Source organism: Streptomyces sp. NPDC002574 (genome assembly GCF_042889545.1).
Lineage (GTDB): Bacteria > Actinomycetota > Actinomycetes > Streptomycetales > Streptomycetaceae > Actinacidiphila.
Map to the genome: position 1 here is coordinate 420,340 of NZ_JBIARB010000008.1, position 13,253 is coordinate 433,592.

The following is a 13,253-nucleotide window of genomic DNA, read 5'->3' on the forward strand; positions in this document are numbered from 1 at the left end:
ACGTGCGCCCCGGCGAACGTGGCCTCAGTGCCGCGTCCCGGGGTTTTCGTTGTCCTCGCCCGGTTCCCGGTCCACCACCTCGCCCTGGATGACCTTGCCGTCCGGGCGATGGATGCGGATCTGCGTCTCCGCGTCGCGGGCCTGCCGGAAGAGGTCGCCGAGCGAACCCTGCTCCTGGGGGCGGGCGGCGACCCTGCGCTCCAGCGCGCGCCCGCCGAGGCGGGTCAGCAGCGAGCGGGTCGGCGGGAAGAGGAAGAGCAGACCGGCCACGTCCGAGATCAGGCCGGGCACCATCAGCAGCAGGCCGCCGGTCAGCAGCGCGCCCGCGCCGCCCTTTCCCTTGCCGTTCTTGGTGTCCTTGGTGTCCTCGCCGGTCCCGCGGCCCGCCGCGGTCCCGTCCTGGCCGGGCGGCGTCGCCGCCCGCACCGCCTCGCTCAGCGACCGCCAGGCGCTGCGGCCCGCGTTGCGTATCGCCAGGCCGCCGAGGACCAGGCCGGCGACGAGCAGCAGCAGGACGGTCAGACCGCCGGCCGCCCTGCCGACCAGGATCAGCAGCCAGATCTCCAGCAGGGCGTACACGGCCACGGCCAGGGGAATCCACCGCCGGCCGCGGGAACGCCCCTGCTGTCGCTGCTGCTGCGGTCCACCGGACCCGTCCGGCGGCGGGGTGCTGATCGTCATAGGCCCCATTGTGCCTGGTCGCCGCCGGACGCCCCGAGGGCCCCGGTCAGCTCTTGCGCCGGGCCTCCGTGAACCGCCGCACGCGCGAGCCCACACCCCAGGCGGTGACCCGCCACAGGGCCTCCACCACGATGTCCCGGCTCATCTTGCTGTCGCCGCGCTCGCGCTCGACGAAGGTGATGGGCACCTCGACGACGTGGAAGCCGGCCTTCACCGCGCGCCAGGCCAGGTCGACCTGGAAGCAGTAGCCCTGCGAGGCGACCTCGTCCATGCCCAGGCCGAGCAGCGTCTCCTTGCGGAAGGCCCGGTAGCCGCCGGTCACGTCGCGCAGCGGCACGTCGAGCAGGAAGCGGGAGTACGTGCTGCCGCCGCGGGACAGGTACTCGCGGGACTTGGGCCAGTTGACCACCCGGCCGCCGGGGATCCAGCGCGAACCGAGCACGACGTCGGCACCCTTGAGGGCGGTCAGCAGCCGCGGCAGCTCCTCGGGCTGGTGGGAGCCGTCGGCGTCCATCTCGACCAGGACGCCGTAGCCCTGGTCGATGCCCCAGCGGAAGCCCGCGAGGTAGGCGGCGCCGAGGCCCTCCTTGCCCTTGCGGTGCAGCACGTGCACGTGGTCGTCCACGACGGCCAGCTCGTCCGCGAGCTTGCCGGTGCCGTCGGGGCTGTTGTCGTCGGCGACAAGGACGTGCGCCTCCGGTACGGCGGCCCGGACCCGGCTCACGATCGGCTTGATGTTGTCGGCCTCGTTGTACGTCGGAATGATCACGAGAACCGTGCCGAGCGGCCCGTAGGCGCTCCCCGGGGCCGTACCGCGGGTGACCCCACCGCCAACGCTCACTGCTGCTCCTCCATCATTTCCTTGCTGCCTCGCCTGCCCAGCACGAACGCCGCGACGCACGACAGGAGGCCAACCATAGCGAGCACCCATTCGGGAGCGTCGCCGACGCGGTCGGCCACGGTCAGTTCGTCCCTCAGCGGCAGCTGGGCGCTGAGCACGTCCTGCGTGAACTCCCGCGTCCGCTGCTCGATCCGGCCGTCGGGGGCGACGACCGCGGTGATGCCGCTCGTGGCGGCCGTGACGACGGCCCGGCCGTGCTCCACCGCCCGGAGCTGCGACATGGCCAACTGCTGCTCGGGCTGGCCGGTCCGGCCGTACGTCGCGTTGTTGGTCTGGATGATCAGCGCGCGGGCACCGGCGGCGACGGTGTCGTGCACGATGCCGTCGTAGGCGACCTCGAAGCAGATCACGTCGCCCAGCCGGGCCGGGCCGATCTGCAGCACCCCGCTGTGATCGCCGGGGTAGAAGTCGCGCGGGATCTGGTCCAGGCGCTTGATGACCTTGGTGAGCTCCTGCCGGAACGGCACGTACTCGCCGAAGGGCACGGGGTGCTGCTTGGTGTACGAGGCGCCGGGGCCTGTCACCGGGTCCCAGACGATGCCCTCGTTCTGCACATGGGTGGCGTCCGGGCCGTCGACGAGCGCGCCGACGAGGACCGGGACGCCGATGGTCTGGACGGCCTTGGTGATCAGCGCGTAGGCCTGCGGTTCGGCGAACGGGTCCATGTCGGAGGAGTTCTCCGGCCAGATCACCAGATCCGGCTTGGGGGTGCGCCCCGCCTTGACGTCCGCGGCGAGTTTCAGCGTCGCCTCGACGTGGTTGTCGAGGATCTTCAGCGGCCGGCCGAGGAAGTGCAGGCCCGGCTGCTGGACGTTGCCCTGCACTATGGCGACCCGGACGGTGTCGTCGGCCTTCGTCGGGACCGGTACGGCCCAGCCCGCCGCGAAGACGGCGACCGCCGCGACGCCCGCCCCGGCCGCCGGCAGGAAGCGGCGCCGGCCGAACACGACCGGGCCCGTGCGCAACCGCCGCACGGCGACGGCGGACGCGGCGAGCAGGGAGCCGCACAGCGCCACCGCGAAGGTCACCAGCGGGGCCCCGCCGAGCGCCGCCAGCGGCGTGAACGGCGAGGAGGTGTTGGCGAACGCCAGCCGCCCCCACGGGAAGCCGCCGAACGGCAGGCGGTCCCGTGCGAGTTCCTCGGCGACCCACAGGCAGGCGCCCCACAGCGGCCAGGCCCGCAGCCGGGACGTCACGGCCAGACCGGCGCCGAGCAGCGCGACGAAGGCGGCCTCGATCACCGACAGGCCGACGACGGCGTCGTAGCCGATCACCCGCAGCCACAGCAGCAGCCAGAGGAAGAACGGCAGGCCGAAGGCGAACCCGAGCCACGCGCCCTGACGGCCCGTACGGCCCCGGGTCAGCAGCGCGAGTCCCGCGACCGCGGCGATCGACAACGGCCACAGTCCGTACGGCGGGAAGGCCGCCGCGAGCCCCAGGCCGCACACGGCCGCGATCGCCGACCGCCGCGCGTGCCGGCGCACGGAGCGCCGCACGCGGACCAGTCGCCCCGGGGCGGCGGCGGCCGCCGCCGGGCGGGCCTCATCGGTCGTCGCCGTCGGCGCGGCGGTCGCCGTCGCGGCGTCGGAACGCGGTCGCACGTTCGCGGCCTTCCTGCAGGTGGGCACTGTGAGAAGTGACGGTACCCCGGATGGCGCCCCCCGCGGACCCCGGGCAGGCAAAGGGGGCGGCACGACGCGCCGACGCGCCCCAGGTGTTGACGTCCCGGTCCGGAGGGAACGGCCCCGCGGAGGGGGAACGGGGGGGAGGAGGGGGGCTCGGGGCCCGGAGCGCCCTTCGGGCCGACCTGGGACCCGCTGGCTGCGGATCGGACAAGGCCGTTGTCTACTGGGCGTCCGGGCCCCTCCCGGTCACACCTGCCGGCCGGGCGAGCCCGTTCCGTACCGCGGGCGCTGGACCTGGCTTCCAGTGGCGCGTGCCAATGCGGCGCGACGCCCCGTGGCCCAGCGGCGGTCGCCGGACGCGTGGAGGCCTCCGGTCGGACGTCCGGTGGTGGACCCGGCCGAACCTACTCGCCCCCGACCGTCGCCTGTCAACAGCCGTTTGACCTGCGCGGATTGACCAAATCAGCAGGTCAAGCGCGGGCCGCGGACCGTGCGACGCCATGCCCAGGGAGAACCGTTCGGCCGCATCACGCGGGGTGGCGTCACTCGTTCGGCCGTGCGAACACCGTGCGACCGCCGACGACGGTGCGCAGGGCGGTGGGCAGCGGCAGGTCCGGGCTGAGGTCGGGCAGACCGGGGGTGCCGGAGCGGGGGTCCGTGGACCAGTTGGCGACGCGGTCGTCGGGGGCCTGGACGACGAGATCGCCGGCCCGCCAGACGACGTAGTCGGCGGGCGCGCCCGGGACGAGGACGCCCGCGTCGTCGCGCCCGGCGGCGCGCCATCCGCCCCGCGTGTGGGCGTTGAAGGCGCCCCGCGCCGAGATGCGGTGGTCCAGGGTCCGGTGGAACGCCGCGGCGCGGACCGTGCCCCAGGGGTCGAGCGGCGTGACCGGGCTGTCGGAGCCGAGCGCCAGCGGCACCCCGGCGCGGGTCATCGCCGCGAAGGGGTTCAGCGTGCGGGCCCGGTCCGCGCCCAGGCGCCGGGCGTACATGCCGTCCTCGCCGCCCCACGCCGCGTCGAAGGCGGGCTGCACGGAGGCGACGAGCCCCAGTTCCGCGAAGGCGGCGATGGTGTCCTCGGTCATCATCTCGGCGTGCTCGACCCGGTGGCGCAGGGCGCGCACCCGGTCGAGACCGACGCGCCGGGCGGCCTCGCGCACACCCTCGGCCACGGCGGCGACCGCGGCGTCCCCGATGGCGTGGAAGCCGGCCTGCACGCCCGACTCGGTGCACAGCGCGACGTGCTCCGCGACGGCGGCGGCGTCGAGGTACGCGGTCCCGCCGGTGCCGGGCGCGTCGGCGTACGGGGCGTGGAGGCATGCGGTACGGGAGCCGATCGAGCCGTCCACGAAGAGGTCGCCGCCCGCCCCGACCGCGCCCAGGTCGCGCAGGCGTTCCAGGTCCTTCTGGCCGGTGACGGCCTCGGCCCAGTAGCCGAGGACGTGCGGGCCCGGCTCGCCGGCCGCCAGGCGCAGCAGCGCGGTCAGGTCGTCCTCGGAGGAGATCTCGGGCCCCGCGCACTCGTGGAGGGCGCCGATGCCGAGCGAGGCGGCGTGCGCGAGCGCGGCACGCTGGGCGGCGGCGCGCTGCGCGGGGGTGACGGCGGCGTAGGCGGCGCGGCGTACCGCGTGGTGCGCGTCGCGCGTGAGCGGCCCGGCGGCGTCGTGGCCGGCCAGCGCCTCGACGCCGGGGACCAGCGCCAGGAGGGCGGTGGTCACGGCCGCGGAGTGCACGTCCGCGCGGGTCAGGTACAGAGGGCGGCCGCCGGTCGCGGCGTCGAGCTCGGCGCGGGTCGGCGGGCGCTGCTCGGGCCAGCGGGACTCGTCCCAGCCGTGACCCAGGAGGACGCGGTGGCCGGTGTGGGCCCGCGCATGGGCGCCCACCCGGTCCAGTGCCTCGGTCAGCGTGCCGGCCCCGGCGAGGTCCAGGCCGGTGAGGGCCAGGCCGGTAGCGGTGGTGTGCACGTGGGCGTCGGTGAACGCCGGGGTGACCAGCGCGCCGGCGAGGTCGACGACCTCGTCGACGCCCTCCGCGAAGGAATCCGCGGCGCCTTCGGAGCCGAGCCACGCGACCGTGCCGCCGTCGACCACCATGGCGGTGGCGAAGGGGTCGGCGGGGCTGTAGACGTTGCCGCCGCGCAGCAGCACGGTGCGGGGGGTGGTCGGCTCGTTCGTGGTGTGCGGCACTGGTTTCGCCTCGCGGGGTGGTGCGGTGTGGGAGTGCTTCGGTGGGTCGGGCCTCAGACGCGTGGCGGCCGGGCCTCGTACGGGGTGGAGAGCACGACCGTGGTCCGGGTGGAGACCCCGGCCAGGGTGCGGATCCGCGCCAGCAGGTGTTCCAGCTCGATCGGCGTGGCCACTCTGACCTTGAGGATGTAGTTCTCCTCGCCGGCCACACTGTGGCAGGCCTCGATCTCCGGGACCTCGGCGAGCCGGTCGGCGATGTCGTCCGGGGCGCTGGGATCGAAGGGCTTGACCGAGATGAAGGCGGTCAGCGACAGACCCACCGCGTCGGGGTCGACGATCGCGGCGTACCCGCGGATCACTCCTCGCTGCTCCAGGCGGCGGACCCGCTGGTGCACGGCCGAGGTGGACAGGCCGGTGGCCTTGCCCAGGTCGGTGTAGCTCATGCGCCCGTCGGCCACGAGAAGTTCCACGATTTGCCGGTCCAGCTCCTCCACGACGCAAGAACCTACAGGGTCCTTGGTCGTCCGGGACATCCGGCCCGGTTCTCCGCGGTCCGCCTCCCGGCGGTCCGCATCACGGTCGATCCTCGCGAAACCCCTGTTTCCGGCATCCGTGACGGGGAAGCCGAACCGTGCCGAACGTCCACGGAGGTGATGACGGTGCCGGAACGTCATGGAAAGCCACCGGGCGACGGCGGCAGCCCCGCCCGGCGGGACCCGCGGGCACGGGACGTGCCGGAGGGCCGGGGCGGCTCTGCTCCGACCGGGGAGGTCGACGAACTGCTGCGCTACGAGCACGAGCACGGCGACCGGCCCGCGGTGCTCCGCATGCTCCGGGCACGCCGCGAGCGGCTCCGCGGCGAGTGCGGCAGGCACGACGAGCACAGTGAGCACGGCGGGCACGACCAGCACGGCACAGGCGGCGGCCCGGTCACGCCGTGATGCGCACGCACAGCAGGCAGGTGTCGTCGCTCGGATCGGCCGGACCGAGCGCGGCGGTGAGGCCGAGCGCCACCGCGGCGCAGTCCGTGCGGACCACCGCCTCGGCCGTACGGCTCAGGCGTCGCAGCCCCGCGTCCAGGTCCTGGCCGCGCCGCTCGACCAGCCCGTCGGTGAACAGGAACAGGCGGTCGCCGGAGTGCAGCTCCGCGGTCGACTGCCCGTAGGCGCTCTCGTGGCTCGCACCGAGGATGCGCCCGTCGGGCTGGGCCAGGAAGACCGCGTGGCCGTCCCGCAGGCGGAGGATCGGCAGATGTCCGGCCCGCGCCCAGGTCAGGATGCCGGTGTCGGGCCGGTAGTGGGCCAGCAGCATCGTCGCGGTGGCGGTGCCCCTGCTCATCAGTACCCGGTTCAGCCGCTCCAGGACGCGCTGCGGGGGCGTCCCGCCCAGAGCCATGGCCTCGGCGCCGTAGCGCAGTTCGGCCATGGTGGCGACGGCCTCGATGCCGTGGCCCGCCACGTCCCCGACGCCGAGCAGGTCCGAGCCGTCGGGGAGTTCGACGGCGGTGAACCAGTCGCCGCCGATCTCGAGGGAGGTCCCGGCGGGCAGGTAGGAGACGTCGCAGTTGAGTCCGGACAGGTCGAAGGACCGCTCGGGCACGGGCAGCAGCGCGTTCTGCAGGCGGCGGGCCACCGCGTGCTCGGCGTTCGGACTGCGCTGCCGGGTGCTGAACGCGCGCTGCGCCTCGTCGCGGGCGATCCGCTCGTGCCACTGCGCGGTGAGGTCCTGGTAGAAGCCGTGGACCGCGACCGGCCTGCCCCGGGCGCCGATGACGGCCTCGGCCACGAAGCGCAGGTGGCGGGTGCCGTGCGGGGTGCGGATCCGGAAGGGGGCGTCGACCGGCTGTCCCCCGGCGAGCAGCGCCTGCACGGCGGCGCCGGTGGCCGGCAGGTCCTCGGGGAACAGGTGCTGCGGCAGCTCGTCCAGCGGCATCGGGCCGAGCGCCGGATCCCGGTCGAAGAGCGTGTAGACCTGCGGGGACCACTGGAGGGTGTCCGTGGCCAGGTCCCAGTCGACCCAGCCGAGGTTTCCCAGGTACTGCAGGCGCCGCAGCCGTTCGGCCTCCTCGTCGGCCGCGTCCAGACGCAGCCAGGAGACGACGAGCGCGTCACCGAGGCGTACCACGCGCACCGCGTAGCGGGCGGTGCGGCCGGGGCCGCGCGCGCGGTCGCGGTAGTCGAACCCGTCGCTCTCGTAGGGCTCGCCCGTCGTGAGCGTGTGCAGGTAGCCGCGCCAGAGCGAGGTCCCGGCGAGCGAGGGGTAGGACTCCAGCACACGGAGCCCGGCCAGCTCCCGCCCGGTACGGCCCGCCACGTCCACCGAGGCCGGGGCGGCGGCCTCGATCCGGAAGTCGGTCACCTCCCCGCCCGGACCGCGTACGGGGACGAGCAGGACGACGGCCTCGCGGAGGCTGTCGAAGACCGCCTGGAGCGTCGGGGCACCCTCCACCGCGCTCTCCGGCGCGGCCATCGGCCCCGCGTAGGCGGCGCAGGCGCGCGCGGCGGCCCGCACCAGGGCACGGTCGGCGGCGTCGAACGCGTCGGGCCGCCGCCTCAGGAAGCCCACCACGCCGACGACGTCCTCACCCCGGCACAGCGGCACCCAGGCACGGGACGGCCACTGCTCCGGCCGGTCGCCCACCAGCGGCCGGCCCGGGGCGGCCTTGTGGAGGTCGCTCATCCACACCGGGCGCCCCAGGGCCACCGCCTCGACGGGCGCCAGCTCCCGGATCGGCGGCAGATGACCCCAGGCGGAGGCGATGCCCGTACCGACCCCGGCGTGGGCGACGAGGTCGAGCCCGCCCACCGGGGACCGTACGTAGACCATGAGCGCGTCGACCCCCGCCGAGCCCGCGAGCTGCTCCTCCAGGCGCTGGGCGAGCTCGCCGCTCGTGCCGGCCATGGCGAGTGCGGCCGAGCCGGCCGCCGCCCCGGTGTAACGGGCCCGGGAGAAGACCGTGCCCGCGGGGTTCGCCCCGCTCGTCCTGTCGCCGCTCTCGGCGGCGACCAGGGCCGGGGGACACGCGCCGAGCAGCGCCCACGCCTCCTGGACCAGGGAGCGGCCGGCGCGTCCGGCCCGCGACTGCAGTTCCTCGCGGGCCTCGCGGGGTGTCATTCCCAGGCGTTCCATGAGCACGCCCCGGGCCCGCTCCACCGCGTCCCGGCCGGGGACCGTGCGCTGCTGCTCGTCCAGCTCCGCGCGCAGGCGGGCGACGGTGCGCGCCAACTGCTCGGCGGCGGTACGCGGCTCCTGTCGGCCACCGAACGCGGAATCGTGTGCGTCGTGGCTCACCTTGCGAGCATCGCACAGCGCGGTTCCCCGGGCGCCGCCCCTCGTTCGGCCATTGCGCACCGGGCCGTGCCCCAGGGCCACGGGGGTTAGGCGCACCTCCTCCGGGAAGCCGAACCACCGACGATTCCCCGAAAGGAGAAACCACATGGGCACCATCAGCGAATTCGTCGACGTCGACGTCCCGCTGCACACGGCGTACAACCAGTGGACGCAATTCGAGGAATTCCCCCAATTCATGGAGGGCGTGGAGCAGGTCACCCAGGTCGACGACCGCCACAATCACTGGGTCACGAATGTCGCGGGCTCCCGCCGGGAATTCGACACCGAGATCGTCGACCAGCTCCCCGACGAGCGCGTGGCATGGCGCACCCTGGCCGGCGACGTCAGGCAGCGCGGCGTCGTCACGTTCCAGCGACTCGACCGGACGCACACGCGCGTCAACCTGGCCATGGAGGTCGAGACCTCGGGGCTCGCCGAGAAGGCCGCCGACGCGCTCGGGGTGCTGGACCGGCGCACCCGGGGCGACCTGCGGCGATTCAAGGACTACATCGAGGAACGCGGCAGCGAGTCCGGCGGCTGGCGCGGCCGGGTAGCGCCGGGCGGATGACGGTGCGACCGTGGCGCCATGACGGACCTGGACGCGGTGGTGGACGAGCTGTACGCGCTGGCACCGGAGGACTTCACCGCCGCCCGCGACGAGCACGTCAGGAACGCCCGCCGGTCCGGGGACCGCGCCCTGGCCGCCCGGATCGCGGGGCTGCGCCGGCCCTCGCTCGCGGCGTGGGCGGGGAACCTGCTCGTCCGTGAGCACGCCGACGAGGTCGCGGCCCTGCTCGGCCTCGGCGAGGCACTGCGGCGGGCCCACCGCGACCTCGACGGCGCGCAACTGCGGGCGCTCGGCCGGCAGCAGCGGGCGCTCGTCGAGGCCCTGGGCCAGCAGGCCGCCCGGCTCGCGGCCGACGCCGGGCGGCCGCTGGCGGAGGCCGCGCTGGACGAGGTCCGCGGCACCCTGCACGCCGCCCTCGCCGACGCCGGCGCCGCTCGGGCCTGGGCGACCGGTCGCCTCGTGCGGCCCCTCAGCGGCACCGTCGACTTCGAGCAGGCCGTGGGGGGCGCCGCGCCGGGGGAGGTGGACGGGACGGGGGCCGGGGACACCGTCGTTCCCCTGCGGTCCCGGCCGCACGACGCGGCCAAGCGCCGCCGCCGGCTGGACGAGGCCCGTCGCCACGCCGAACGCGCCCACAACGAGGCCCTGGCCCGCGACGCGGACCTCGCGGCCGCGCGCACGGCACTGGACGCCGCGGCCGCACGGCTCGACGAGCTCACCGAAGCCGTGCGGCGCGCGGAGGAGGACCGGCGGCGCGGCGGCGCCGACCACGAGCGGGCGCTCCGCCGGGTCGCGGACGCCGAGGAGTCGGCGCGGGCCGCCGCCGGCCAGGCGGACGCCGCCGCGGCCCGGGTCGGCGAGCTGACGGCCCAACTCGCCGAACCCGGCTCCGGCGGGTAGACGCGTGGGCATGAGCAGCGGCAGTGCCGACGAGTCGCCGCCCCCGCCGGGGCCGGCGGGTGGACGGGCGGCCATGACCACCCCGCACGAAAGCGCGTCGCCGCCGCGGCCGGTGCCGGTGCCGGTGCCGGGCAGGACCCTGGGCGTCGAGGAGGAGTTCCTGCTCGTGGACGCCGGCACCCGGCGGATCGCGGGCCTGGCCGGCGCCGTGATCGAAAGGGCCCGCAGGACTCCCCCGCCCGCGCCGGACGCCGTGCTGCAGCGGGAGCTGTCCGCGGCGCAGATCGAGGCGGCCACGGGGGTGACGACGGACCTGCCGGAACTGGTCCGGCAGCTCGACGGGGCACGGCGCACGCTGGCCGCCGCCGCGCGGGCCGAGGGCGGGCGCCTGGTGTCGACGGGCCTGCCCGTGCTCGACGGGGCGGCGCCCGTGACCGGCGGTGAGCGGTTCACCGCGATCGCCCGGCTCTACGAGCACCAGGCGGCCTCCTACCTGGCCTGCGGCTGCCATGTGCACGTCGGGGTGCCGGACCCGGAGACCGCGGTCGCGGTGGTCAACTGGCTGCGTCCGTGGCTGCCCACCCTGCTCGCCCTGTCCGCGAACTCCCCCTGGGACCGGGGCCGGGACTCGGGGTACGCGAGCTGGCGGGTCATGGAGCAGGCGCGTTTCCCGGGGTCGGGGATCCCGCCCCGCTTCGGCTCGGCGGCCGAGCACGCCGCGGAGGTGGCCCGGCTCGTCGAGTGCGGCGTCCTCGTGGACCCGCGGATGACCTTCTGGCTCGCCCGGCCGTCGCCCCATCTGCCGACGGTCGAGGTCCGGGTCGCGGACGCGCTCGGCACGACGTGGGAGACGGCGCTGCAGGCGGCCCTCACCCGGGCCCTCGTCTCGACCGCCCTCGCCGACCTGGCGGCGGGGCGCGAAGCACCTCCCGTACCCGCGCAGCTCGCCTCCGCCGCCCTGTGGACCGCGGCCCGCTTCGGCCTCGACGGCCCCGCGGTCGACCCCGTGCACGAGACCCGCGTGCCGGCCCGCGCCCTGCTCGACCGCCTCCTGGCACACCTGGCCCCCGCCCTGGAGGCAGCCGGCGACCTCCCCTTCGTCCGGGGCGCCCTCAGCGCCCTCCACCGCCACGGCACCGGCGCCGCCCGCCAACGTCACGCCGGCGCACCGTCGGGACCCGCCGCCGCGGTCGACATGCTCGCCGCGCAGACGGACGGCGCGCTCGCGCCCGGCGGGTGACCCGGCGGACGTCCACCTGCCCGGGTTTGTCCGGGGCCGGAGGGGAAAGCCGCTCCTCATGAGGCCCGTCGGGCCCGCCCCGGACGCGCGGGACGCCGTGGATCCGGGCCGTGCCCGAGACGTCGACGTCCGCCCCCCGCGGACCCGAGCAAGGGAGGTCCGTCATGCGCCCGGACGTCCTGGGGATCTACCTGAACGACCATCTGGCGGGCTCCACCGCAGGCCGGAACCTCGCGCGGCATCTCGCCGAACATCACCGCTCCTCGCCGTACGGCGGCGAACTGAGCCGCGTCGCGGACGAGATCACGGAGGACCGGCAGGCCCTTCTCGACCTGATGGCCGCCCTGGACGTGCCGGCGCGGCGTCACAAGGTGTACGCCGGATGGCTGGCGGAGAAGGGCCGGCTGCTGAAGCTCAACGGGCGCCTGACACGCCGTTCCGGGCTGAGCACGATGATCGAACTGGAGACGCTCCGGCTCGGCATCGAGGGGAAGACCCTGCTCTGGCGTACGCTGCTGTCGCTCACGCCGCACCGGGCCCTGGACGAGGCACAGCTGAAGGGCTTGCTGGAGCGGGCCCGTGAGCAGGCCGACACGGTGGAGGCCGTGCGTCGTCACGCGGCCGTCGCCGCCTTCCGCTGATCGCCGAGGTGTGTGATGGCCCGACCTGGGGTGTGGTGGACGCTGCGGCATCCGCTCCGGGCCTGGCGCCGTTCGACGGGGCACCGGGTGATGCGCCAGGGCGGGGAACTGGAACTGCTGCACCGGGCCATGGGGTTCGCGGCGCTGGGCATGGTGACCCTGGTGCCGCTGCTGATCGTGGTGGCGGCCGCCGTGCCGTTCCAGCAGGCCGGCTTCGCGCAGTGGATCGTGGACGGGATGGGTCTGTCGCCGACCCCGTCGGAGGCGGTGCGCAAGCTCTTCGCCGCGCCGCGCAGGGTGTTGAGCAGTACGAGCGTGCTGAGCCTCGTGCTGCTGGGGCTGTTCGGTCTGTCCTTCGCGGCCGCGGTCGAAGTGGGGTACCTGCGGATCTGGGAGCTGCCGCCGGCGCCGTGGCACCAGTTGTGGCGCCGCGCGGTGTGGCTGGTGGCGCTGACCGCGTACCTGTTCGCGGAGGCGCAGAGCGGCACGGTGCTCAGGGAGGGCCTGCCGGCCGCGTTCGTGCGGGTGGCGCTGACGCTCGTGCTGGGCGTCCTGTTCTTCTGGTGGGCGCAGCACTTCCTGCTGGCCGGACGGATCAGCTGGGGCGCGCTGCTGCCGGGGGCCATCCTCACCGTGGCGGGTCTGGTGGGGCTGCGGATCTTCTCGTCCCTGGTGTTCGCGCCGCTGATCGTGACGAACGCGGTCTCCTACGGCTCGGTCGGCACGGTGCTGATCGTCCAGTCGTGGCTGATCGGCGTCGGGTACGTCGTCTTCGGGGCGTGTCTGCTGGGCCGGCACCTCGCTCCGACAAATGAGAGGTTTTCCCCTCATTCCGGCGGGCAGGCGAAGGACGAGAACAGAGCTGCCGACGCCTCGGAAGGAGACCCCCATGGGCGCCGAGAAGAAGGCCAAGCACACCGGCCAGAAGATAAAGGGCCAGGTCGAGGAGACCGCGGGTAAGGCCACCGGCAACGACCGGTTGAAGATGAAGGGCAAGGCCGACCAGGTCAAGGGCGACGCGAAGCAGGTCGTCGAGAAGTCGAAGGACACGCTCGACCCGTGACGGGGCCCGGCGACCGTTCGGCGCCGTGGGGGGGGGGGGCGGCGGGCGGGGCGCGCCGGGGCGCCCGCGCGCGCGGGCCGCGGGCGGGCGCGGGCGCCGCACCCCCGGGCCGGCGCGG

Annotated in this window: 13 protein-coding genes; 7 read left to right on the forward strand and 6 right to left on the reverse strand. The window is 75.1% G+C overall.

What is annotated here, in order from left to right; genetic code table 11:
• Positions 1–24: 24 nt before the first annotated feature.
• The 5 genes from fxsA to ACFYXS_RS22050 all read right to left on the reverse strand — a co-directional run bounded on the left by fxsA (position 25) and on the right by ACFYXS_RS22050 (position 5,887).
• Positions 25–681: an FxsA family membrane protein gene (gene fxsA, locus ACFYXS_RS22030; protein WP_389250642.1), complete on the reverse strand. Its 657-nt coding sequence runs from the start codon at positions 679–681 to the stop codon at positions 25–27.
• 46 nt (positions 682–727) lie between these two features.
• Positions 728–1,522 carry a polyprenol monophosphomannose synthase gene (locus ACFYXS_RS22035; RefSeq protein ID WP_319658301.1) on the reverse strand — a complete coding sequence of 265 codons (795 nt, stop codon included), beginning with the start codon at positions 1,520–1,522 and terminating at the stop codon, positions 728–730.
• Complete coding sequence (gene lnt, locus ACFYXS_RS22040) at positions 1,519–3,183, reverse strand: apolipoprotein N-acyltransferase (protein WP_389250645.1); 1,665 nt, start codon at positions 3,181–3,183, stop codon at positions 1,519–1,521. The genes ACFYXS_RS22035 and lnt overlap by 4 nt, the downstream gene beginning before the upstream one ends.
• Positions 3,184–3,749: 566 nt before the next feature.
• Positions 3,750–5,300 carry an amidohydrolase gene (locus tag ACFYXS_RS22045; RefSeq protein WP_389250860.1) on the reverse strand — a complete coding sequence of 517 codons (1,551 nt, stop codon included), beginning with the start codon at positions 5,298–5,300 and terminating at the stop codon, positions 3,750–3,752.
• A gap of 146 nt (positions 5,301–5,446) precedes the next feature.
• Positions 5,447–5,887, reverse strand: a complete 441-nt coding sequence (locus tag ACFYXS_RS22050; RefSeq protein WP_319658299.1) for an Lrp/AsnC family transcriptional regulator — start codon at positions 5,885–5,887, stop codon at positions 5,447–5,449.
• A 165-nt stretch (positions 5,888–6,052) separates the two neighbouring features.
• Here ACFYXS_RS22050 and ACFYXS_RS22055 point away from each other — a divergent pair, with 165 nt between their 5' ends.
• Positions 6,053–6,334, forward strand: a complete 282-nt coding sequence (locus ACFYXS_RS22055; protein WP_389250649.1) for a hypothetical protein — start codon at positions 6,053–6,055, stop codon at positions 6,332–6,334.
• Here the strand turns inward: ACFYXS_RS22055 and ACFYXS_RS22060 are convergent.
• Positions 6,324–8,684, reverse strand: a complete 2,361-nt coding sequence (locus ACFYXS_RS22060) for a SpoIIE family protein phosphatase (protein ID WP_389250651.1) — start codon at positions 8,682–8,684, stop codon at positions 6,324–6,326. The two genes, ACFYXS_RS22055 and ACFYXS_RS22060, sit on opposite strands and share 11 nt — an antisense overlap.
• A gap of 145 nt (positions 8,685–8,829) precedes the next feature.
• Between ACFYXS_RS22060 and ACFYXS_RS22065 the strand changes: the two genes are divergently transcribed.
• The 6 genes from ACFYXS_RS22065 (at position 8,830) to ACFYXS_RS22090 (ending at position 13,135) form a co-directional block, all read left to right on the forward strand.
• Positions 8,830–9,291 carry an SRPBCC family protein gene (locus ACFYXS_RS22065; RefSeq protein ID WP_389250653.1) on the forward strand — a complete coding sequence of 154 codons (462 nt, stop codon included), beginning with the start codon at positions 8,830–8,832 and terminating at the stop codon, positions 9,289–9,291.
• 18 nt (positions 9,292–9,309) lie between these two features.
• Entirely contained in the window at positions 9,310–10,191 is an 882-nt protein-coding gene (locus ACFYXS_RS22070; protein WP_389250655.1) for a hypothetical protein, read from the forward strand.
• A 10-nt stretch (positions 10,192–10,201) separates the two neighbouring features.
• Positions 10,202–11,431 (forward strand): glutamate--cysteine ligase, encoded by a 1,230-nt coding sequence (locus tag ACFYXS_RS22075; protein WP_389250657.1) that lies wholly within the window; start codon positions 10,202–10,204, stop codon positions 11,429–11,431.
• A 164-nt stretch (positions 11,432–11,595) separates the two neighbouring features.
• Positions 11,596–12,072, forward strand: coding sequence for a hypothetical protein (locus ACFYXS_RS22080; protein ID WP_389250659.1), 477 nt, complete (start codon positions 11,596–11,598; stop codon positions 12,070–12,072).
• Positions 12,073–12,087: 15 nt separating this feature from the next.
• On the forward strand, positions 12,088–13,032 hold the full coding sequence (locus ACFYXS_RS22085; RefSeq protein WP_389250661.1) for a ribonuclease BN: 945 nt from the start codon (positions 12,088–12,090) through the stop codon (positions 13,030–13,032).
• Positions 12,962–13,135, forward strand: a complete 174-nt coding sequence (locus ACFYXS_RS22090; protein WP_389250663.1) for a CsbD family protein — start codon at positions 12,962–12,964, stop codon at positions 13,133–13,135. The genes ACFYXS_RS22085 and ACFYXS_RS22090 overlap by 71 nt, the downstream gene beginning before the upstream one ends.
• The last annotated feature ends 118 nt before the right edge of the window (positions 13,136–13,253 follow it).